This window comes from Prochlorococcus marinus str. MIT 9313, from assembly GCF_000011485.1.
GTDB classification, from domain to species: Bacteria; Cyanobacteriota; Cyanobacteriia; order PCC-6307; family Cyanobiaceae; genus Prochlorococcus; species Prochlorococcus marinus_D.
Genome location: NC_005071.1, coordinates 1,831,980 through 1,851,204, shown reverse-complemented (window position 1 = coordinate 1,851,204; position 19,225 = coordinate 1,831,980). Strand labels below are relative to the sequence as shown.

The following is a 19,225-nucleotide window of genomic DNA, read 5'->3' as shown; positions in this document are numbered from 1 at the left end:
TGAGGACAACAGCTCAGTCTTCTTTAGAGGTGTTGTCCTTGTTGTTGTTTTTGGCGTCTGGTTTTTTTTCATCCGCAGCAGCATCGGCACTGCCCATGCCGTACTTGCGCATGAAGCGATCCACGCGTCCTTCAGTATCAAGAATTTTCTGGGTACCGGTAAAGAAGGGGTGATTACCACTCCATACATCAACGTGGAGTTCTGGTTGGGTGGACCCGGTGGTCATCACCACCTCTCCATTGCAGATCACCTTTGCGTCGGGATACCAGTTGGGATGAATATCAGGTTTAGGCATATCAGGATCAGGAGATGGCAGTCCGGGAAAAGTAGGAGGGGTGAAGGATCAGCGCTTGGAGAACTGAGGAGCTTTGCGAGCTTTCTTGAGGCCGTACTTGCGACGTTCCTTGGCGCGGGGGTCTCTGCTGAGATGGCCTTCAGTTTTGAGCGGTTTACGGTTGTCTGCTGATAACTCACACAGGGCGCGTGCCGCACCCTGTTTGATGGCGTCGGCTTGGCCGGTGAGTCCACCACCGTGAACGTTGACGAGGACGTCGTATTGCTCGTTTAGACCAAGGGTTTGCAGGGGTGCTTTCACTGCCGCGAGATAGGCGGGATTGAAATTCAGATAGTGGTCACCGGGGCGTCCATTGATGGTGATCGTGCCAGAGCCAGGGACAAGGCGAACGCGGGCAACTGAGGTCTTGCGGCGGCCAGTGCCCCAGTAGACAACGCTGTTATTGGAACTGCTCATTGCGATGAAGCGGCGGGATTGAGCTGAAGGGTTTGGGGTCTCTGTGCGGAATGGGGATGTTCCGGGCCGCGGTAGACCTTGAGTTTGCGGAACAACTGTCTGCCAAGGGCGTTGTGAGGAAGCATCCCTTTAATGGCTTTTTCGACGATGCGTTCAGGTAGACGATCCTGCAACGCTTGGAAGGTTTCAACCTTCATCCCCCCGGGACGACCAGAGTGACGGCGGTAGAGCTTTTGATTTGCCTTGTTGCCGCTGACTCTGATTTTGTCCGCATTGACAACCACAACAAAGTCACCTGTATCCAGGTGAGGGGTGAAGCTTGGCTTGTTCTTGCCGCGCAGCACGGAGGCCACCTCAGTAGCAAGTCTGCCGAGTGTCTGATTCTCTGCATCCACCAGAAACCACTGGCGTTCGATCGAATCAATTGAGGGAACGGAGGTCTTGTTCATCACGCCGGCATGCCGGTTCGGAGATGCACTTATCGCAAGGGATAGTGCTGGGCAGGGAGCATCAGGCACATTTAGGACTGAGCCTGATCAAGCTCGATCTTTAACTTTAGCCTTTCATGGGAGCAAATCCAAAAAGATCACTCGTGGAATGGTTCGCGAAGCCCTTGTGTTTGCCTTAGGGGTGAGGCGTTGTAGTGGGAGTTCAGCTTGACTCCGGTGCAGATGGAGGATCCAAAGGAGGATCATTTGCTCCGAGGGAATAGCGCGGTTGGCAGTCATACCAACCGCCTTTAGAAAAAATGTCTTCTTCGTATCCTGCACGCAGGAGGCAAAGACCCTGAGCTGGTGCCGCTTCTTTCACTTCTTGACGGCGTTTCTCCTTCCAGCGCCGCTCAAAGGTCTCAAGATTAAGTCGGTGTTCGCCTAAGGCCACCAATTGGCCCATCAACAGCCGCACCATGCCGTAGAGGAAGCCGCTGGCTTGGATCTCAATCATTATTAAATCTCCCTGCCGCTCAATCTTTACTTCCTGAATTGTGGTGCGGGCATGGGCTCGTCGACTACCAGTTCGTTGAAAAGCGCTGAAGTCTTGCAACCCAAGGAGCCCCTCTAGAGCTATTTGCATCATGGTTTCATCAAGACGAACTTGGTAGCGGTGCCAGCTCCAGGGGGTGAGGAACAGATTGGGTCGCCGACCGTTGTAGATCGTGTAGCGATATCTTCGGTATATGGCTGAATGACATGCATGCCAGGAGGCTGGGCGCGCTACTGCTTCCCGCACACGAATCGTGCTAGGTAGTCGTCCGTTTAGAGCAGGTGCCCAGCGTTCGGCTGGGATGGGCCCACAGCAGTCGAAGTGCACAACTTGGCCCGCAGCATGGACGCCAGCGTCTGTGCGACCTGCTGCAACGGCTTGAATAGGCCTCTGAGGATCAAGCTGGGAGATTGCATCTTCAAGCACTTGTTGAACGCTCACCGCTTGTGGTTGACGCTGCCAACCGCAAAAGTTTGAGCCTTCATATTGCACGCTGAGGCCAATACGTCGAACTGGCGTACTTTTTGGCAGTTCGACTTTGGAGTTAGGGAACATTGCTGATCAGTTCAGCATGTTGTCACTGTTCCCAGGCTTTAGACCAACTCTATGATTGCCATCTCAGCATTGTCGCCGCGGCGAGGCACCGTACGGATGATGCGTGTATAGCCGCCTTGACGATCGCCATAACGGTCTTGGGCCTTGTCGAAAAGCGCATGAACCAGTTGCTTGTCGTAGATGTATCCGATGGCGCGGCGTCTTGATGCCAGGCTTCCGTTCTTCGCAAGAGTGATCATTCGTTCAGCTTCGTCCCGAAGGGCCTTGGCTCTGGCTTTAGTTGTTGTGACACGGCCTTCACGGATGAGTTGAGTGGTTAGACCGCGAAGCATGGCTTTGCGTTGATCAGTTGGGCGCCCAAGCTTTGGGACTCGACATTGGTGACGCATGGTTCTCGTTGGTGCGCTGGGGCGGGAATGGAAAAACGGCTAGGCGCTGGTGCGGCTTTGTGGAATTGAGATGCCGATGCGCTCTAGGGCTTCGATTACCTCGTCTGCAGACTTGGAGCCGAAGTTCTTGATCTCAAGCAGGTCTTCGTAGCTGAAGCCCATCAGATCAGAAACTGAGTTCACCTGGGCTCGCTTGAGGCAGTTGTAAGCCCTTACAGAGAGGTTGAGCTCTTCAAGGGGGATCTGTGATTCAGCGGAAGGCTCGGGTTCCAGGCCTGGTTCTTCCACCATGGTGACGGTGGCAAGGGGCTGAAAGAGTTCGATCAGTTGGTTGGCTGACTCTGCAAGGGCATCATCTGGTGTAGTTGAACCATCGGTGACAATTTCTATGCGCAGCCTCTCGCGGGTCGATCCTCCTTCGGCGACGGCAGTCTCGTCGATGGTGAAGTTCACCCGACGGACGGGCATGAACACAGCATCGATCTGTAGTAGATCAATGGCGCTTACATCTTCGTTGTGGCGATCAACAGGCCGGTAACCGATCCCCCGCTCAACATGAACTTCTAACTCAAGGCTGTGACCCTCATGCACAGTGGCAATTTGGCGGTCTCCATCCACTACTTGGACTTGTGAGGAGAATTGCAGGTCTTTAGCTTTGACCTGGGCAGGGCCAGTAACCACAAGTCGCCCAATCTCTAGTTCACTCGTTCGACTGTTTACCGACAGTTGTTTGCAGTTCAACAGGATGTCGAGCACATCTTCTCGGACTCCTGGGATGGTCGCGTACTCGTGGTTGACACCGGCTATGCGCACAGCGGTGATGGCGCTGCCCTCAAGGCCCCCCATCAGCACCCTGCGGAGGGAATTGCCAAGCGTGGTGGCTTGCCCGCGTTCGAGCGGTCCAATGAGGAAGACGCCTGTTTGGGCGCGATCATCGGCAACTTGATGCTCGATCCGGTCGATCTGGTATTGCAGCACGGTCTGAAGCGGGGAGAGAGGGCAGGAGCTAGGGAGTGAAACGTGGTTCAGACGCGCCGGCGTTTGGGCCGACGGCAACCGTTATGGGGGAGTGGGGTGACGTCTCTAATAAGAGTGATTTCGAGGCCTGCCACCTGCAGGGCGCGGATGGCTGTTTCACGGCCGGAGCCGGGTCCACGGACTAGTACCTCGATCTGACGCATGCCCTGTTCGAGTGCCCTACGCGCTGCAGCTTCAGCTGCAGTTTGAGCGGCAAAGGGGGTGCCCTTACGAGCACCCTTGAAGCCACTGGCTCCAGCAGATGACCAGGCAATAACTTCCCCAGCTGTATCGGCGATTGAGACGATCGTGTTGTTGAAGGTGCTCTGAATATGTGCAACGCCATTGGGGACGTTGCGCTTGGTCTTTTTGGAACCTGTTTTTTTGGTGGGTTTGGCCATGGGCTGGGGCCTGGTAGATACGGTTTTGGGAGGGTCTGCCTGGGCAGCTCAAATAGATGTTGCTTATTTTTTCTTGCCAGCCACGGTTTTGCGTGCGCCGCGCCTGGTACGTGCATTTGTTCTGGTGCGTTGACCGCGAACTGGGAGGCTCATGCGGTGTCGACGTCCCCGAAGGCAACCGATATCTTGCAGTCGCTTGAGGGCCATGCCTTCTTGGCGTCGAAGGTCTCCTTCAATCGTGAAGGCTTCTAAGGCCGTACGCAGCTTCTGCACATCTCCATCTTCCAGATCCTTGACTCGGATGTCCGGATTGACGTCAGATTTGGTCAGGATGGTTTTGGCGCGGGTTAGACCAATTCCATAGATGTAGGTGAGTGCAACTTCAACCCGCTTGTCACGGGGTATGTCTACGCCAGCAATCCGTGCCACTTAGCAGTTAATCGAGGGGGATAGGGGTCGCCGATGGTGGCGAGAAAGGTTGGTGATGATTGAAGGTCCAATTCAGGGGTGTTCAATCAACATTGAGCAACAGGGAGTTATCCCTGACGCTGCTTGTGCTTAGGGGTGGAGCAGATCACCATGACCCTGCCGTGGCGGCGGATCACCCGGCATTTGTCACACATTTTCTTGACCGAGGCACGCACCTTCATGGAGTGTGGCTCTCCAAATTTCCAAACGGCAACCATACCACGTAGGTCAACATAAGGATTTTTCGATGCTGATAGCGATTGATTCGATACTGCCGTGGGCTTCCACCGTTTGCAGCAGTCCTTGTTGGCGGTAATGGTCGATGAGGGGGGCTGTTTTCTCGCGGTAGACCTCAAGGCGATTACGAATCACGCTCTCGTTGTCATCACTGCGGCCTCGGGAAATTAACCGTTCAATTAAGACTGCATCGTTGAGTTCCAGTAGTACAACAGCCTCAATTGGTTGCTTGAGTTCCTCAAGTAAGGGTTCGAGTGCTTTGGCTTGGATCAAGGTGCGTGGAAAACCATCCAAGAGCCAACCACCATTTTGGTTCTTGAGTTGATTTTCGACGATGGCGAGCACCAGCTCATCGCTGACCAGCTCGCCTCGGTTCATAACAGCAGCCGCCTCCTGACCAAGGGGTGTTTTGGCGCCGACCTCAGTACGCAGTAAATCACCAGTAGATAGGTGCATTAATTCATGAGCTGCGCAGAGACGTTCAGCCTGGGTCCCTTTGCCTGCGCCAGGGGGCCCTAGGAATAGGAGACGTTGCTTCATGGATGGCAAAAAAGGGCTTTCAGACGGAGTGGGGAATGGTTCATTGGCGGACAAGGCCTTCGTAGCGTTGAGAAATCACATAGGTCTGAACTTGTTTTGCGGTGTCGATGGCAACACCTACAAGGATCAGCAGTGACGTAGCTCCGAGGCCTTGAAAGGTCTGAACGTTGGTGGCGCGTTCCACCGCGGCGGGAATGATCGCAACTGCACCGAGGAACAATCCGCCCAGCAGGGTCAGTCGGTTCTGAACTCCGGATAGGTAGTTCGCTGTAGCACTGCCTGGCCTCACTCCTGGGATGGCCACGCCTCCCCGTTTGAGGTTTGTGGCGATGTCTATTGGATTGATGGTGAGTGAGGCGTAAAAGTAAGAAAAGCCGACAATCAGCGCGAAAAACACCAAGGCATAGGGCCATGGATTAGCGGCACTTGGGTTAAGAGTGCTTGCAGCCCTGATGAGTAAAGGGTTTTTGGTGAAGTTTGCAATGGTGATTGGTAGAAAGATCAGTGCAGAAGCAAAGATGATTGGCATCACACCACCAGCATTCAGCTTCAGAGGTAGATAGCTCTGGCGGTTTGGTAGCAAATTGGTTCCACCTATCTGTCTTTTTGCGCTCACAATCGGCAGACGGCGTGATCCTTCCTGCACGAAGATGATCCCAACGATTGTCATTAGGAAAACCATCACGAGCACAATGATGCCGACCACATCGCCGCGATCGCCGGTTTGTGCTTTTTCAATTGTTGAAGCCAGTGCTTTTGGCAGGGTGGCAACGATGTTCAGGAAGATCACAAGGGAGGCCCCTTGACCAATCCCTCGGTCAGTGATGATTTCGCTCATCCACATCACGATCATCGAGCCTGTTACTAATGCCAGGGCTGTCTGCACGACAAAGACGACCTCACTGAGCCCTTCAACGGCGTACTGGCGGAGGATCAGGGCAAAAATCACACTTTGAACTAGACCCCAGCCAAGAGCTACATAGCGGGTGATCTGTGCGATCTTGCGACGACCAGCCTCGCCTTCGTTTTTTTGCAGGTCCTCGAGTTGGGGTAAGGCTGCGGTGAGTAACTGGAGAATGATTGAGGCGTTGATGAATGGGAGGATCCCAAGAGCGAAAATCCCCAGGGTGGAGATGCCTCCACCGGTGAAAATATCTAGAAAGCCGATCAGTTGTCCGCCCTGTTGTAGGAAGCTTTGAAAGGCCACCCGATCAATACCTGGCATTGGGATGTAGATGCCGAGGCGAATAAAAAGAAGTAATCCCAGTGTGGTCAGCACTCTGCCGCGCAGCTCTGGGTTGCGCACCAATTGGCTTATGACTTCAGCGGCACTGGGGTTGCGACCCCGACTGACGAACATTGAGAGAAGGGATTGGGTGGGTTTGAAGCAATAGAGCAGTCCGTTGACTGAAGACTTATCGGACTGCTCAGACCATAGATATCCAGGTGTATTGACTTGGCATCGTTTCAGTCAAGGATTTCGCATGTGCCGCCAGCGGCTTCGATCTTGCTGCGGGCTGTAGCTGTGAATGCAGCGGCCTGAATGGTCAGCTTGACTTTGAGTTCTCCATTGCCAAGTACCTTTAAAGGGTATTTGGGACTAGTGACAACACCATTTTTCACAAGGGTGTCGAGATTGATGGTGCTACCCGCCTTGAGCTCATTGAGGGCCGCTACGTTCACCACAGTGAACTCTTTTGAGTTCACTGTGGTGAAGTGTTTGAGTTTGGGTACGCGCCTATAGAGAGGCATCTGGCCCCCTTCGAAGCCCGGGCGGGTAGGGCGACCAGATCGGGACTTTTGGCCACGCATGCCGAAACCACAGCTTGCTCCTTGGCCAGCGGCAATACCGCGACCTTTACGCATTTTGCGGCGCCTTGCACCTACGTTGGCTTTGAGAGAGTCGAGTCGAAGAGTAGTCATAGGGGAATCAGGAGTAGATCTGCTCGAGGGAGATCCCCCGTTCCTTTGCGGTCTCCTTATGGGTGCGGAGACTTGCCAGAGCCACCATGGCAGCTCGGGCATTGTTTAGAGGGGTTTTGCTGCCAAGACGCTTGGCTAGAACGTTTTTGATTCCGGCTAATTCCAGAACTGTGCGAATTGAACCGCCCGCGATGACCCCTGTCCCTGGGGCAGCGGGGCGGATGAGAACGTTGGCAGCACCATCGCGTCCGTTGGACAGGGTGGGGATGGAGTTGTGACGAGTGAGAGGAACCTTGACCAGGTGCTTCTTGCCATCAGCAACACCCTTGCGAACAGCACCGATCACATCGCCGGCTTTACCGACTCCAACACCCACTTGGCCACGCTCGTTGCCGACAACCACAATGGCCCGGAAACTCATCTTTTTCCCACCTTTTACGGTCTTGGAGACGCGGCGAATCTGAACGACTCGTTCTTGCCATTCGGAATCACGCTCTTGGCCACGGCGGTCGCCACGGCGTCCGCCACCTCTGCGCTCTCGTCCCCCGCCACGGCGTTGCTGTTGTTGTTGTTCTTGTTGGCCTTCCGCAGCTGCGGGGACGTCATTTGGGGTGGTCTGGGTGTTGGGTTGGGTCATGGTGAGAGCAGGGATCAGAACTGAAGGCCCGCCTCACGGGCGGCATCGGCGAGGGATTTCACTCGGCCGTGGTACAGGTTGCCACCGCGATCGAAGACCACCTGTTGGATGCCCTTGGCGAGGGCGCGTTTTGCGACTAAGTCCCCGACGGCATTGGAGGCGTCACAGCTGCTGCCATCGGCTTTAAGGCTGGTGCGTAAGTCCTTGTCGAGAGTCGAGGCGGCGCAAAGGGTGTTTTGGGCCTCGTCATCAATAACCTGGGCATAAATGTGGTTGTTGGAGCGGAATACAGCCAGGCGCGGACGCTGGGCGGTGCCCTTGAGATGGCGCCGCAGGCGCCGATGGCGCTTTTGGGTCTGCTGCTTTCGGGAGAGGTTAGACATGGTGGGTAATGCGGAGGGAAGTCAGGCAGACCTCTATTTCTTGCCGGATTTGCCGGCTTTGCGCAGGATCCGTTCGCCCTCGTATCGGATCCCCTTGCCCTTGTAGGGCTCAGGAGGACGAATGGCTCGGATCTTTGCAGCTTCGTTGCCCACCAGCTCCTTGTCTGCACCTGAGACGGTGACGTTGGTGTTGTTCTCTACTGCAAAGGTGACTCCTTCGGGTGGGTCCATTTCTACCGGATGGCTGAAACCGGCACTCACTACCAGCTTTTTGCCTTTCACTTGTGCACGTGAGCCCACCCCGATGAGTTCTAGTTTGCGCGTGTAGCCCTTGCTCACCCCTTCAACCATGTTGGCGACAAGCGAGCGACAGAGACCGTGACGCTCACGCGACTTACGTTTCTGACTTGTGGGTGTAACCACAATTGTGTTCTCCACCTGACTGACGCTGACGCCTTCGGGAAGGGTGCGGCTCAGCTCTCCTTTGGGGCCCTTGACGCTGACTGCAAGACCATCAAGGGTTACAGCCACCTTGTCGGGGATGGGGATGGGATTCTTACCGATACGAGACATGGTTCAGGTTCCGGGTCAGTACACGTAACAGAGCACTTCTCCGCCAACGCCCTGTTTGCGGGCATCGCGGTCGCTCATCACGCCTTTGGAAGTGGAGATGATTGCCATTCCAAGGCCACCAAGGACTTTGGGCAGGGCGCGGGTGTTCTTGTAGATGCGCAGGCCTGGTTTGCTCACCCGCTGCATTGAGCGGATGGTGGGATGGCGGTGTTTGCCGCTGTACTTCAATTCGAGGACTAGATGGGTGCGTACACCTTCACCTTCTTCGCTGATTTCAGAGATGAAGCCCTCTTGCTGTAGGACTTTGGCAATACTGCGTGACATGCGGGAGGCAGGAACGCGGGTGGTTTGGTGACGTTTTTCACTCGCATTGCGGATGCGAGTGAGCATGTCTGAGATTGGATCGTGGTTGGCCATAGTTCAGTCGTCTCCGAAGAGGGCTTAATTGCTGCGGAACGGCATTCCCATCTCTCGGAGGAGGGATTGGCCCTCTTCATCCGTACGGGCGCTGGTCACGATGGTGATGTCCATACCCCTGATGGCATCGATCTTGTCGAAGGAAATCTCAGGGAAGATGAGTTGCTCCCTCACTCCAAGGGTGTAGTTTCCACGGCCGTCAAAACTCTTTGGGCTGACACCGCGGAAGTCCCGGATTCTGGGCAGTGCAAGATTGATCAGGCGCTCCAGGAAGGCATACATCCGCTCTCCGCGGAGTGTGACGGCGCAACCTATGGGCATTCCCTGCCTGATTTTGAAGCCAGCGATGGCCTTCTTGGCCCTAGTCACGACAACTTTCTGGCCAGTGATAGTAGCCAGTTCAGTAATTGAGGCCTCCAAGGACTTGGCGTTTTGGGCGGCCTCACCGAGCCCTCGGTTGACGGTGATTTTTAGCACCTTGGGGACTTCGTGAATATTCGAGAGACTTAGGTCCTTCAGCAGTTTGGGCTGAATGGTCTCCCGGTAGCGCTGTTTGAGTGACATGGCTTGGTGGAAGGGTTCTTCTGGACGTGGTCAGAAGATCGGGGATTGGGAAGAAAGGGAAGTTGGTGGGCTGGAAATTGTGATTTAGATGGCCCAGGGTTCTGTGGTTTGAGCTGTGATTAGTCGATCAACTCTCCGGTTTTTTTGAGGCGGCGTTTTTTGCTGCCGTCTTTTTCGACAACCAGCTCCACACGACTGGCGATCTTTTTTTTATTGGAATAGAGCATCACGTTGGAGGCGTGTACGGACGCTTCCTCTGTGACAATCCTGCCGCTTTCTCCCTCTTGGGTGGGTTTGACGTGACGGGTGCGAATGTTGACGCCCTGCACAATGACGCGGTTCTCTATGGGCAGAGTGCGTAACACTTCGCCAGTTTTTCCTTTGTCCTTGCCTGTGATGACTTGGACGGTGTCCCCTTTATGGATGCGCATCTTGATGCGCTGAGTGGTTTTTTGTTTGGGGGTTGCGATAGGCATTTCAGATCACCTCCGGAGCGAGGGATACGATTTTGGTGAAGTTGCGCTCGCGAAGTTCCCGAGCCACCGGTCCAAAAACACGCGTGCCTCTAGGGTTTTTGTCTTCGTTAATGAGCACTGCGGCGTTGTCGTCGAAACGAATCGAGTTGCCAGTATCTCGGCGCAGGGTTGCTTTTGTGCGCACCACCACAGCTTTGACGACCTCGGATTTCTTGACGCTCATATTTGGCATCGCGTCTTTGACGGCTGCCACGATGACGTCGCCTACATGGGCATAGCGACGGTTTGAGCCCAGCACACGGATGCATTGGATTCGCTTGGCGCCACTGTTATCGGCAACAGTGAGGAAGGATTCTTGCTGAATCATGTGGAGACCTCTTGAGCTTTGGGACTGTGGCTGAGGACTTCAGCAACCGTCCAACGCTTTGATCGGCTGAGAGGGCGTGTCTCAGTGATGCGCACGCGATCACCAACACGGCAGGTGTTACCAGCGTCGTGGGCTTTATATCGGGTGGTTCGGCTGACCGTCTTCTGATAGATGGGATGGGGGAAGCGGTTCTCCACCGCTACCACTACTGTTTTGTCCATCTTGTCGCTGACGACGGTGCCGAGCCTTTCCTTGAGTGCCATGGGTTCTAAGGGGAAAATCAGGAGGAGGCGGCGGAGCGGCTGCGCTCCTTCTGCACCGTCAAGAGCTGCGCCAGCTTGATGCGGGCCTCTTTGAAGCGGTGCGTATTGCTCAGCTGCCGGGTGGCTTGCTGAAAGCGGAGATCGAACAGCTCTCGGCGGATGCCATCGATCTGCTCTGTGATGTCGGCGTCGGTGAGTTTGCGCACCTCGGCGGCTTTGGGATGGGCCATGGGTTAGGACTCCGCGGTGATGGCGGGCACACTGGCAGGCTTGTCGCTACCAGCAACCTTCTCTTGGTCGTCCAGGCCGATGAACTTTGTTTTGATGGGCAGTTTGTACTGGGCAAGGCGCATGGCTTCCTTAGCAATGTCTTCGGTGATCTCTGCACCGCCCATTTCGAACAGAATCCGACCTGGCTTAATGACGGCAACCCAAAATTCAGGGTTGCCCTTGCCAGAGCCCATGCGTGTTTCAGCGGGACGCATAGTGACTGGCTTGTCTGGGAAGATACGGATCCAGATCTTCCCACCCCGTTTGACGTAGCGGGTCATGGCTCGGCGGCTGGCCTCGATTTGGCGTGAGGTAATCCAGCCACATTCCTGGGCTTGCAAGGCAAACTCTCCAAAGGCAATGGTGTTGCCCCTGGTGGCGACGCCGCGCATACGGCCTCGTTGCTGTTTGCGGAATTTGACGCGTTTTGGACTCAGCATGGTTCAGGCCTCCTCATCAACCCTCGTTTGAGCGATCTTCGAATTGTTGGGGTCGACGATTCCCCCTTCGCCGGGGGCTTGCACCCACAGGCATTGTCTGGGCCTCGTCTCCCAGTACTTCGCCTTTGAAGATCCAGACCTTGATGCCTAGGACTCCGTAGGTAGTGCTAGCCACTTTTGTGGCGTAGTCGATCTCGGCGCGAAGGGTGTGTAGAGGCACACGGCCTTCGCGGGTCCATTCGGTGCGAGCGATTTCGGCGCCGTTGAGCCGACCACCAACCTGGATTTTTAAGCCCAGTACACCCGCTCGCTGGGCCCGTTGTACGGCCATGCGGATGGTGCGGCGGAAGGCGACTCGCTTCTCGAGCTGCTGGGCGATGTACTCGGCCAGCAGGAAGGCATCGGCATCGACGCGCTCGACTTCGACGACGTTGATCCGAACCTGTCGGCTGTGATCACCGATGGTTTTTTGGATGCCGGTTCGCAGCTCTTCGATGCCACTGCCCTGGCGGCCAACGAGGACACCTGGTCGTGCAGTCTTCAGCTCCACTTCGAGTTGATCGGCCTTGCGGGCAATCAACACATCGCTGATGCCTGCTGCGCCGTACTTCTTATGGATGAATCGACGGATCCTGTCGTCCTCCTGAAGGAGGATTGGGTACATCTTGCTGGTGGCGTACCAGCGGGATCGGTGCTCCTGGGTGATCCCCAGGCGTAAGCCGGTTGGATGGATTTTGTGTCCCATCGGTCGGTGTCCTCGGGGGTCAGGAGTCGGTCTGGGCTGCCACAGCAATGCTGATGTGGCAGGTTTGCTTCTTGATCGCGAAAGCGCGACCTTGAGCTCTGGGCCGATAGCGCTTCATGGATGGACCCATGTCGGCGCTGGCTTGGGCTATCACCAGCGATGCTGGATCAAGACCCAGGTTGTGTTCTGCATTGGCCACAGCTGACCTCAGAACTTTTGTGATCGGGCCAGTGGAGCGGTAAGGCATGAACTCGAGCATGATCAGCGCGTCGCGATAGGTGCGACCGCGGATTTGATCGAGTACTCGCCGTACTTTTGATACGGATCCGCGGATGAAGCGTCCGTGGGCCTTGGCGATAGTTGTCGTCGTGGGGGATGAGGTCGTCATGGTCTCAGCGGCCTCCTTTTTTGTCTTTGATGTGGCCTTTGAAGGTGCGGGTGGGAGCAAATTCACCCAGCTTGTGTCCAACCATCTGCTCGGTGATGAACACCGGCACATGGCTCCTGCCGTTGTGAACGGCAATGGTATGGCCGATCATCATCGGCAGGATGGTGGAGGCTCGAGACCAGGTTTTGATCACCGACTTGTCATCGTCAGCATTTTGCTTTTCCAGCTTGCGAAGCAGGCTGTCAGCAATGAAGGGGCCTTTTTTTAATGAACGTCCCATGGCGGGTTAAGCGAACGGCAGAACAGTGATTGGCATCAGGAATCGCGTCCTCCTCGGCTGCGTTTGGAGGTGCGGCGACGTTTCCGTAGAACGAACCGATTGCTGGGCTTGTTCCGCTTACGCGTCTTGAGACCCAGGGCAGGTTTGCCCCAGGGTGTCACCGGGCCTGAACGGCCGATCGGTGCACGTCCTTCGCCACCACCATGAGGGTGGTCACAGGGGTTCATCACACTGCCGCGAACTTGGGGGCGCCGCCCTAGCCAGCGCCGACGCCCAGCCTTGCCCAGGCTGGTATTGCGTACTTCCGAGTTGCCTACTTCGCCGAGAGTGGCGTAGCACTCATGGCGCACAAGGCGGACTTCAGTGGAGGGCAGCTTGAGAGCGACGTAGTCACCCTCCTTGGCCATCACTTGTGCACTTGAGCCGGCCGTACGTGCCATTTGGCCACCCCTGCCGGCATAAAGCTCAACGTTGTGGACGCTGGAGCCAAGAGGGATGGCTGAGAGTGGCAAAGCATTGCCTGTCTCGATCGGTGATTCCGGGCCTGAAATCAGCTGCTGACCAATGGCGATCCCGGCGGGAGCAAGGATGTAGCGCTTCTCGCCATCAGTGTAGAAAAGCAGTGCTAGGTGGGCCTTGCGATGGGGGTCGTAATGGATCGCCGCCACTTTGGCCGGAATGCCGTGCTTATTGCGACGGAAATCGACGATGCGGTATAGGCGCTTGTGCCCGCCACCGCGATGGCGGCAGGTGATCACACCTCTGTTGTTGCGACCCTTGCGGCGATGTTTGGCCACCACAAGAGAACGCTCGGGTTTACGGCCGGTGACCTCATTGAAGTCTGTGACCACCCTGGTGCGTGTTCCTGGGGTGTAAGGGCGGAAGGTACGGATTGCCATGATGTTTTCAGACCCCTCAGGACTCAGGGAAGAGTTGGATCGTGTTGCCTTCGGCAAGCCGCACGATGGCTTTTTTGACCTGGGCTCGCTTGCCAGTGAAACGACCCACTCGACGGCTGCGCCGTGGAGGATTCATGGTGCTGATGCCCACCACACGGACATCGAAGAGTTGTTCTACGGCTGCCTTGATATCAGGCTTGGCGGCACGATGGTCAACCTCAAAGGTGTACTGGTTTTGTTCCAGTGCGCTGGTCGCCTTTTCCGTGATTAGTGGACGGCGGATCACATCCGCCAGCCGATCGTTGAAACGTTCAGTCATCTCCGTAAACCTCCTGGATCTTGGCGAGAGCCTCCTCGCTCAGCACCAGAGAATTGGCGTGGAGCAAATCGAAGACGTTGAGTTGATCGGCGGCGATCAGTTTCACCTTTTCGAGATTGCGCACGGAGCGTCGGATGATCTCGGAGGGTGTGGAAAGAATGATCAAAACCTTTGCATCTGCGGCAAGGCCGAGCCTTATAAGGGCGTCTGAGATCTCTCTGGTCTTGGGGACCTTCAGGCTGTTGCCAAAGTCTTTGACCACAATGACGTCCTCAATACGGGCCATCAGCGCGGTGCGTAGGGCCAGACGACGTTCCTTTCGGTTCATCGCCAGGTTGTAGGTCCTTGGCTTTGGTCCGAAGATGATGCCGCCGCCTGGGCGTAAGGGGGTGCGGATCGTTCCCTGGCGGGCACGGCCGGTGCCCTTTTGCTTATAGGGCTTGCGTCCACCACCACGAACCTCGGCACGAGTGAGGGTGCTTGCCGTTCCCTGACGGCTATGGGCCTGCTGCCTGAGCACTGCACGGTGCATGAGATCAACAGCCGTGGTTTCTTTAGAAACTTTGAGTTCAAGGCTTGCCTTGCCGGCTTCCTTGCCCTGCCAGTCGTGAACAACACATTCAGCCATCACTTACCTCCTTGAGCAGGCTTGTTGCCTACGCGTTTTGCGGGTCTGATGTTGAGCAGGGCGCCTGGCTTGCCAGGCACCGACCCCTTCACCACCAGGAGATTGCGGTTGCTGTCCACTTTGAGGATGGTGAGTCCACGGGTGGTGCGCTTTTTGCCGCCGTAGCGGCCAGCCATGCGTTTTCCTGGATAAATCCTTCCTGGCGTGGTTCCAGCACCTGTGGAGCCTGGCTCTCGATGGTTTTTGGAACCGTGGCTCATCGGACCACGGCTGAAGCCGTGGCGCTTTTGATAACCAGCGAAACCACGCCCCATCGTGTCGCCACTGACGTCTACCTTCTGGCCAGCTTCAAAGCTGCCGACGGTGATCGCTGCTCCCAGCTCTAGCCCTTCAAGGCCCTCGACGCGATATTCGCGTAGATGCTTCAAGAGAACCTCGCCAGATTTGGTGAGGTGCCCTTTGGAAGGCTTGTTGATCAATTTTTCGCGGGTATCACCGAAACCGATCTGAACGGCGGCATAACCGTCGATTTCAGAAGTCTTGAGTTGGGTGATGCGGCAGGGACCCGCCTCGATCAGGGTGACCGGGATGGCTCTGCCTTGATCGTCGAAGAACTGAGACATGCCCAGTTTCTTCCCAAGGATGCCGATTGACATGGAAGGTAAAAACGCCAGCGTGGATGTCCGCCGTCCGTTTTCCGGTCGGGGGGTTGTGATTCAGTGCTGATCAAGGGAGCGCAGTCGTCGCCGAAAGACCTTGTGCCGTAAGAAACGGCGGCTGAGGCAATTTCGGATAGGGCTAGCGAGCAAATCAGCTGGCTGGGACTTGGTCGACCTTTTGAGTCAATCAGTTTCCCGGCAGTTATAGGGATAAATCCCTTTTCTGCTCTGGCCAAGGGATCCGGCGCAATCGTCGGATCTGATTCGTCTTCTGGAGGCCCGGCTAGCGGACGGGCACAGAAATAGGAACCAAACTAGGACCTTACACCACTACTTACTCCAGTGAAATATTTTCCGAACCTGCTGGCAGACTCATGGCTACTTGAGTGATGTCGTCATGCCGCTGTTGCTTTCTGGTCGGGTGTTTCGCCGTGACCTGGATGCTTGCGGCTGTCTGGCCATGCATGTTCCCCTTGAAGGTGGCAGTGAAACCCGTTTGCTGCGAAGGCTTCGGGCTGCTGGATACCGCACCCAGCTCAGCTCAGCTCGGGGGCTTGGCGATCCGGAGGTGTTTCTGTTTGAGCTGCACGGTATTCGGCCTCCTCATCTCGGTCATCAAAGCGTTGGGCGCAATGGGGCTGTCGGTGAGGTTCAGCAGGTGATGCCCCAGTTGGCTGAATTATTTGTCGACAACGCTCCTGTGGTGCTCTGGCTTTTGGAGGGGCAGGTGCTGTCAAGATCTGAGCTCTTGGCGCTTTGTGATCTTTGTAAGCGTGAGTCGCGTTTACGGGTCGTTGTTGAGATGGGTGGTGCTCGCAGTTTGAATTGGCAGCCGATGTCCACTTTGCTCGGGGACTGAACACTATTCCTTGTCACCCTTTCCAGCAGAGTGCTCTTCGCGGTGAGCTCGCCCTGGCCAGTGGGTCTTGGGTGAAGTTGATCTGTGGTGCCAGCAATCAGGATTTGCTTGCCATTACAGACCTTTGTGCGGTTTTTGCCGCGGCTGGTATTCACTGTGTGGATGTGGCGGCCGATGCTGCCGTTGTCAGGGCAGCTCGTCAGGGGCTTGATTGGGTGCAAGCTCGGAGTGGTTTTCGTCCTTGGTTGATGGTGAGCATCAGCGATGGCAAGGATGCCCATTTTCGAAAAGCTTGGTTTGATCCTGCTCGCTGTCCAAGCGATTGTTCGCGGCCTTGTCAACATTCTTGTCCTGCTGAGGCTATTGGTGAGCAAGGGGGGGTTCAGCTAAGCCGTTGTTACGGCTGTGGACGATGTCTGCCGACTTGTCCGCTTGGTTTGATCGATGAACATGACCGGCGACTTGAACTGAAAGATTTCGGACCTCTGTTGGCGGAATTGCATCCTGATGCAGTCGAGATTCACACGGCACCTGGGCGGGCTGAGGCCTTTGAATCCACAGTTGCAGAGCTGATGTCGGCTCAGGTGCCTCTGCAGCGGATTGGGGTGAGTTGTGGCCTTGAGGGGCATGGGCTCACGGTTGAGGCTTTAGCAAGTGAGTTGTGGCAAAGATATGTTTGTTTAAGGCGTTCTGGGCAAAGACCTCTTTGGCAGCTTGATGGCCGACCCATGAGTGGCGATATCGGGTCAGGAACGGCTCGAGTTGCTATAGCGCTTTGGCGGAAGCTGCGGCCATTGGCTCCGCCTGGCCCCCTCCAGTTAGCGGGGGGCACCAATGCCCACACGATCACCTATCTCTCTAGTGAGCATGGGCCGGCAGGCATTGCCTTTGGCGGCATGGCTCGTCGTCTCCTTCAGCCCTGGTTGCTTGAAGCACAGGCCAGGCATGTGAGCCTGAGAGAATGGCCTGAGGGTTGGCAAGCTGCTCTTGCGCAGGCAGAGCAGCTTGTTCGTCCATGGCTGTTCCGCCAATCTGGGTCGTAAGCCTGCTAGAAGGCCATTAGGGGAGCCATCTCTGCATGGCTGGGGCTGAGGGCCATGAAGCCAAAGCGTATTACTGATGATCTAGACCGATTGTTGGATTTGTTGCCTCTTGCGGTTCAGCAGGCTTTAGCGACACCCAATAGCCGGGAGCAGTTACTCGAGGTGGTCTTGGATCTCGGCAGAGTGCCTGAAGCACGCTATCCAGGACGAGCGCTTGCTTTAGGAGAGCAGTGCCTCACGCGCGATGACCTGCAAACCACTGTTGATCGATTGGGCCAGTTTGGTGCTGACAACCGTGCTGGTATTGAACGAACTCTGCATCGCATCAGTGCTATTCGTAATCGCCAGCGAGAGGTGGTGGGCCTCACCTGCCGTGTGGGAAGGGCCGTTTTTGGCACCGTGGCGATGGTGAGAGATTTACTGGATAGTGGACAATCGCTCTTGTTGATGGGGCGCCCAGGAGTTGGTAAGACCACCGCGCTGCGTGAGATTGCCAGGGTTCTTGCTGATGATCTGCAACGCAGGGTTGTGGTGATTGACACCAGTAACGAGATTGCTGGTGACGGGGATATTCCCCATCCAGCTATTGGTCGGGCCAGGCGCATGCAAGTGTCTCTGCCAGAACAACAACATCAGGTCATGATTGAGGCCGTGGAGAACCACATGCCGGAAGTCATCGTGATTGATGAAATCGGTACGGAGCTAGAGGCCCAGGCTGCGCGCACGATCGCTGAACGGGGGGTGCAGCTTGTGGCTACGGCCCATGGCAATGCTTTGGCGAATTTGATCAAGAATCCAACCCTTAGTGATCTTGTTGGCGGGATTCAGGCTGTCACTCTTGGAGATGAAGAGGCAAGGCGACGACGCACGCAGAAGACTGTGCTTGAGAGGGCTGCTGAGCCCACTTTCCCTGTGGCAGTTGAAATGAATACTCGCAATCGTTGGTCGATTCATGCCGACGTGGCTGCCACTGTTGATCAGTTGCTGCGCGGACAGTTGCCACGCCCCCAGTTGCGGGAGCTGGGCTCTGATGGATCGGTGCGGCTCGTGGATGCGCAGCCGAGTCGATCATCTTCACCACGTCCTGCTCTGGCAGCGGTCCCTTTGCCGGATCCACAAGCACCTTCTCCTAGAGCGGCTCCACCTGCCCAAGATCATGCTGAGGCGATCTCTGCTGAGCGTGCAGATCACAGAGCACTTCAGGTGCTCTGTTGTGGAATCACGCCCCAACTGGTGGATGAGGCTATTCGTCGTCATGGCTGGCCTGTTCGTTGGGTGGATGACCTCCATGAGGCTGACGTTGTGCTCAGCATCCGTAAGGGACTCGGCCATCAGCCAACTCTGAGACGTCAGGCGCGTGAATCACGTGTGCCGGTCCTTGTGATTAAGTCCGACACATTGCCTCAGGTAGAGCGTGCGCTGGAGCGGCTGCTAGCACGTCGCGCTGGGCCGCAAGATCAGATCTCACATTCAGAGTCTCAGGATGGTGATCAGGAAGATGCCCTGGCTGCACTTGAAGAGTGCAGATTGGCTGTGGAAAAGGTAGTGCTGCCCTATGGACGACCGGTGGAGCTCTTACCCCGTAGCGAGCAGGTTCGTCAGATGCAGGTTGATTTGGTGACGCGCTATCGCCTCAGTAGTGATGTTTTCGGCCAGGCGGAACAACAGCGATTGCGGGTTTATCCCCCTTGAAATGGCTCTGCTTGAAAAGCATGCATTGACGAAGGTAGCTTCAATGTGGGTAACTATC

General features: G+C 56.0%; 32 protein-coding genes. 3 read left to right on the top strand and 29 right to left on the bottom strand.

Features of this window, described 5'->3' with window-relative positions; genetic code table 11:
* Positions 1 to 13: 13 nt before the first annotated feature.
* The 29 genes from rpmE to rplC all read right to left on the bottom strand — a co-directional run bounded on the left by rpmE (position 14) and on the right by rplC (position 15,570).
* On the bottom strand, positions 14 to 295 hold the full coding sequence (gene rpmE / locus AKG35_RS09415; RefSeq protein ID WP_011131127.1) for a 50S ribosomal protein L31: 282 nt from the start codon (positions 293 to 295) through the stop codon (positions 14 to 16).
* 48 nt (positions 296 to 343) lie between these two features.
* Complete coding sequence (gene rpsI, locus AKG35_RS09410; RefSeq protein ID WP_011131126.1) at positions 344 to 751, bottom strand: 30S ribosomal protein S9; 408 nt, start codon at positions 749 to 751, stop codon at positions 344 to 346.
* Positions 748 to 1,200, bottom strand: coding sequence for a 50S ribosomal protein L13 (gene rplM, locus AKG35_RS09405; RefSeq protein ID WP_011131125.1), 453 nt, complete (start codon positions 1,198 to 1,200; stop codon positions 748 to 750). The genes rpsI and rplM overlap by 4 nt, the downstream gene beginning before the upstream one ends.
* Positions 1,201 to 1,402: 202 nt before the next feature.
* Positions 1,403 to 2,290, bottom strand: a complete 888-nt coding sequence (gene truA / locus AKG35_RS09400; protein ID WP_011131124.1) for a tRNA pseudouridine(38-40) synthase TruA — start codon at positions 2,288 to 2,290, stop codon at positions 1,403 to 1,405.
* Between the two features lie 38 nt (positions 2,291 to 2,328).
* Entirely contained in the window at positions 2,329 to 2,679 is a 351-nt protein-coding gene (gene rplQ, locus AKG35_RS09395) for a 50S ribosomal protein L17 (protein WP_011131123.1), read from the bottom strand.
* Between the two features lie 39 nt (positions 2,680 to 2,718).
* On the bottom strand, positions 2,719 to 3,657 hold the full coding sequence (locus AKG35_RS09390; RefSeq protein WP_011131122.1) for a DNA-directed RNA polymerase subunit alpha: 939 nt from the start codon (positions 3,655 to 3,657) through the stop codon (positions 2,719 to 2,721).
* 47 nt (positions 3,658 to 3,704) lie between these two features.
* The gene (rpsK, locus tag AKG35_RS09385) at positions 3,705 to 4,097 is read right to left on the bottom strand and encodes a 30S ribosomal protein S11 (protein ID WP_011131121.1); all 393 of its coding nucleotides are present in this window, start codon (positions 4,095 to 4,097) and stop codon (positions 3,705 to 3,707) included.
* A gap of 63 nt (positions 4,098 to 4,160) precedes the next feature.
* Positions 4,161 to 4,526: a 30S ribosomal protein S13 gene (gene rpsM / locus AKG35_RS09380; RefSeq protein ID WP_011131120.1), complete on the bottom strand. Its 366-nt coding sequence runs from the start codon at positions 4,524 to 4,526 to the stop codon at positions 4,161 to 4,163.
* A 107-nt stretch (positions 4,527 to 4,633) separates the two neighbouring features.
* Positions 4,634 to 4,747, bottom strand: a complete 114-nt coding sequence (rpmJ, locus tag AKG35_RS12455) for a 50S ribosomal protein L36 (RefSeq protein WP_011131119.1) — start codon at positions 4,745 to 4,747, stop codon at positions 4,634 to 4,636.
* A 46-nt stretch (positions 4,748 to 4,793) separates the two neighbouring features.
* Positions 4,794 to 5,342, bottom strand: a complete 549-nt coding sequence (locus tag AKG35_RS09375) for an adenylate kinase (protein WP_011131118.1) — start codon at positions 5,340 to 5,342, stop codon at positions 4,794 to 4,796.
* A gap of 40 nt (positions 5,343 to 5,382) precedes the next feature.
* Positions 5,383 to 6,702: a preprotein translocase subunit SecY gene (secY, locus tag AKG35_RS09370; protein WP_011131117.1), complete on the bottom strand. Its 1,320-nt coding sequence runs from the start codon at positions 6,700 to 6,702 to the stop codon at positions 5,383 to 5,385.
* 107 nt (positions 6,703 to 6,809) lie between these two features.
* The gene (rplO, locus tag AKG35_RS09365; RefSeq protein WP_011131116.1) at positions 6,810 to 7,265 is read right to left on the bottom strand and encodes a 50S ribosomal protein L15; all 456 of its coding nucleotides are present in this window, start codon (positions 7,263 to 7,265) and stop codon (positions 6,810 to 6,812) included.
* A 7-nt stretch (positions 7,266 to 7,272) separates the two neighbouring features.
* Positions 7,273 to 7,902: a 30S ribosomal protein S5 gene (rpsE, locus tag AKG35_RS09360; RefSeq protein ID WP_011131115.1), complete on the bottom strand. Its 630-nt coding sequence runs from the start codon at positions 7,900 to 7,902 to the stop codon at positions 7,273 to 7,275.
* Positions 7,903 to 7,916: 14 nt separating this feature from the next.
* A complete protein-coding gene (gene rplR / locus AKG35_RS09355; RefSeq protein ID WP_011131114.1) occupies positions 7,917 to 8,285 on the bottom strand; it encodes a 50S ribosomal protein L18 in 369 nt (122 codons plus the stop codon).
* A gap of 33 nt (positions 8,286 to 8,318) precedes the next feature.
* Positions 8,319 to 8,858: a 50S ribosomal protein L6 gene (gene rplF / locus AKG35_RS09350; RefSeq protein WP_011131113.1), complete on the bottom strand. Its 540-nt coding sequence runs from the start codon at positions 8,856 to 8,858 to the stop codon at positions 8,319 to 8,321.
* 15 nt (positions 8,859 to 8,873) lie between these two features.
* A complete protein-coding gene (rpsH, locus tag AKG35_RS09345; protein ID WP_011131112.1) occupies positions 8,874 to 9,275 on the bottom strand; it encodes a 30S ribosomal protein S8 in 402 nt (133 codons plus the stop codon).
* Between the two features lie 24 nt (positions 9,276 to 9,299).
* Positions 9,300 to 9,839, bottom strand: coding sequence for a 50S ribosomal protein L5 (rplE, locus tag AKG35_RS09340; protein ID WP_011131111.1), 540 nt, complete (start codon positions 9,837 to 9,839; stop codon positions 9,300 to 9,302).
* Between the two features lie 119 nt (positions 9,840 to 9,958).
* A complete protein-coding gene (rplX, locus tag AKG35_RS09335; RefSeq protein ID WP_011131110.1) occupies positions 9,959 to 10,315 on the bottom strand; it encodes a 50S ribosomal protein L24 in 357 nt (118 codons plus the stop codon).
* A gap of 1 nt (position 10,316) precedes the next feature.
* Positions 10,317 to 10,682 (bottom strand): 50S ribosomal protein L14, encoded by a 366-nt coding sequence (rplN, locus tag AKG35_RS09330; protein WP_011131109.1) that lies wholly within the window; start codon positions 10,680 to 10,682, stop codon positions 10,317 to 10,319.
* On the bottom strand, positions 10,679 to 10,945 hold the full coding sequence (rpsQ, locus tag AKG35_RS09325; RefSeq protein ID WP_011131108.1) for a 30S ribosomal protein S17: 267 nt from the start codon (positions 10,943 to 10,945) through the stop codon (positions 10,679 to 10,681). Before rpsQ ends, rplN begins: the two co-directional genes overlap by 4 nt.
* Before the next feature lie 17 nt (positions 10,946 to 10,962).
* Complete coding sequence (rpmC, locus tag AKG35_RS09320) at positions 10,963 to 11,175, bottom strand: 50S ribosomal protein L29 (protein ID WP_011131107.1); 213 nt, start codon at positions 11,173 to 11,175, stop codon at positions 10,963 to 10,965.
* Between the two features lie 3 nt (positions 11,176 to 11,178).
* Positions 11,179 to 11,655, bottom strand: coding sequence for a 50S ribosomal protein L16 (gene rplP, locus AKG35_RS09315; RefSeq protein WP_011131106.1), 477 nt, complete (start codon positions 11,653 to 11,655; stop codon positions 11,179 to 11,181).
* A gap of 16 nt (positions 11,656 to 11,671) precedes the next feature.
* On the bottom strand, positions 11,672 to 12,400 hold the full coding sequence (gene rpsC, locus AKG35_RS09310; RefSeq protein WP_011131105.1) for a 30S ribosomal protein S3: 729 nt from the start codon (positions 12,398 to 12,400) through the stop codon (positions 11,672 to 11,674).
* A gap of 19 nt (positions 12,401 to 12,419) precedes the next feature.
* Positions 12,420 to 12,788, bottom strand: a complete 369-nt coding sequence (rplV, locus tag AKG35_RS09305; RefSeq protein WP_011131104.1) for a 50S ribosomal protein L22 — start codon at positions 12,786 to 12,788, stop codon at positions 12,420 to 12,422.
* A 4-nt stretch (positions 12,789 to 12,792) separates the two neighbouring features.
* The gene (gene rpsS, locus AKG35_RS12450) at positions 12,793 to 13,068 is read right to left on the bottom strand and encodes a 30S ribosomal protein S19 (protein ID WP_011131103.1); all 276 of its coding nucleotides are present in this window, start codon (positions 13,066 to 13,068) and stop codon (positions 12,793 to 12,795) included.
* Between the two features lie 35 nt (positions 13,069 to 13,103).
* Entirely contained in the window at positions 13,104 to 13,967 is an 864-nt protein-coding gene (rplB, locus tag AKG35_RS09295; RefSeq protein WP_011131102.1) for a 50S ribosomal protein L2, read from the bottom strand.
* 16 nt (positions 13,968 to 13,983) lie between these two features.
* On the bottom strand, positions 13,984 to 14,286 hold the full coding sequence (locus AKG35_RS09290) for a 50S ribosomal protein L23 (RefSeq protein ID WP_011131101.1): 303 nt from the start codon (positions 14,284 to 14,286) through the stop codon (positions 13,984 to 13,986).
* Positions 14,279 to 14,914: a 50S ribosomal protein L4 gene (gene rplD / locus AKG35_RS09285; protein ID WP_011131100.1), complete on the bottom strand. Its 636-nt coding sequence runs from the start codon at positions 14,912 to 14,914 to the stop codon at positions 14,279 to 14,281. Before rplD ends, AKG35_RS09290 begins: the two co-directional genes overlap by 8 nt.
* A complete protein-coding gene (gene rplC, locus AKG35_RS09280; protein WP_011131099.1) occupies positions 14,914 to 15,570 on the bottom strand; it encodes a 50S ribosomal protein L3 in 657 nt (218 codons plus the stop codon). The genes rplD and rplC overlap by 1 nt, the downstream gene beginning before the upstream one ends.
* A gap of 400 nt (positions 15,571 to 15,970) precedes the next feature.
* On the opposite strand from rplC, the gene AKG35_RS09275 reads away from it, so the two are divergent.
* The 3 genes from AKG35_RS09275 (at position 15,971) to AKG35_RS09265 (ending at position 19,167) form a co-directional block, all read left to right on the top strand.
* Positions 15,971 to 16,432 carry an NAD(P)H-quinone oxidoreductase subunit N gene (locus tag AKG35_RS09275; protein WP_011131098.1) on the top strand — a complete coding sequence of 154 codons (462 nt, stop codon included), beginning with the start codon at positions 15,971 to 15,973 and terminating at the stop codon, positions 16,430 to 16,432.
* Positions 16,433 to 16,503: 71 nt separating this feature from the next.
* The gene (locus tag AKG35_RS09270; RefSeq protein WP_011131097.1) at positions 16,504 to 17,475 is read left to right on the top strand and encodes an LdpA C-terminal domain-containing domain; all 972 of its coding nucleotides are present in this window, start codon (positions 16,504 to 16,506) and stop codon (positions 17,473 to 17,475) included.
* 54 nt (positions 17,476 to 17,529) lie between these two features.
* On the top strand, positions 17,530 to 19,167 hold the full coding sequence (locus AKG35_RS09265; protein WP_011131096.1) for an AAA family ATPase: 1,638 nt from the start codon (positions 17,530 to 17,532) through the stop codon (positions 19,165 to 19,167).
* Positions 19,168 to 19,225 lie beyond the last annotated feature (58 nt).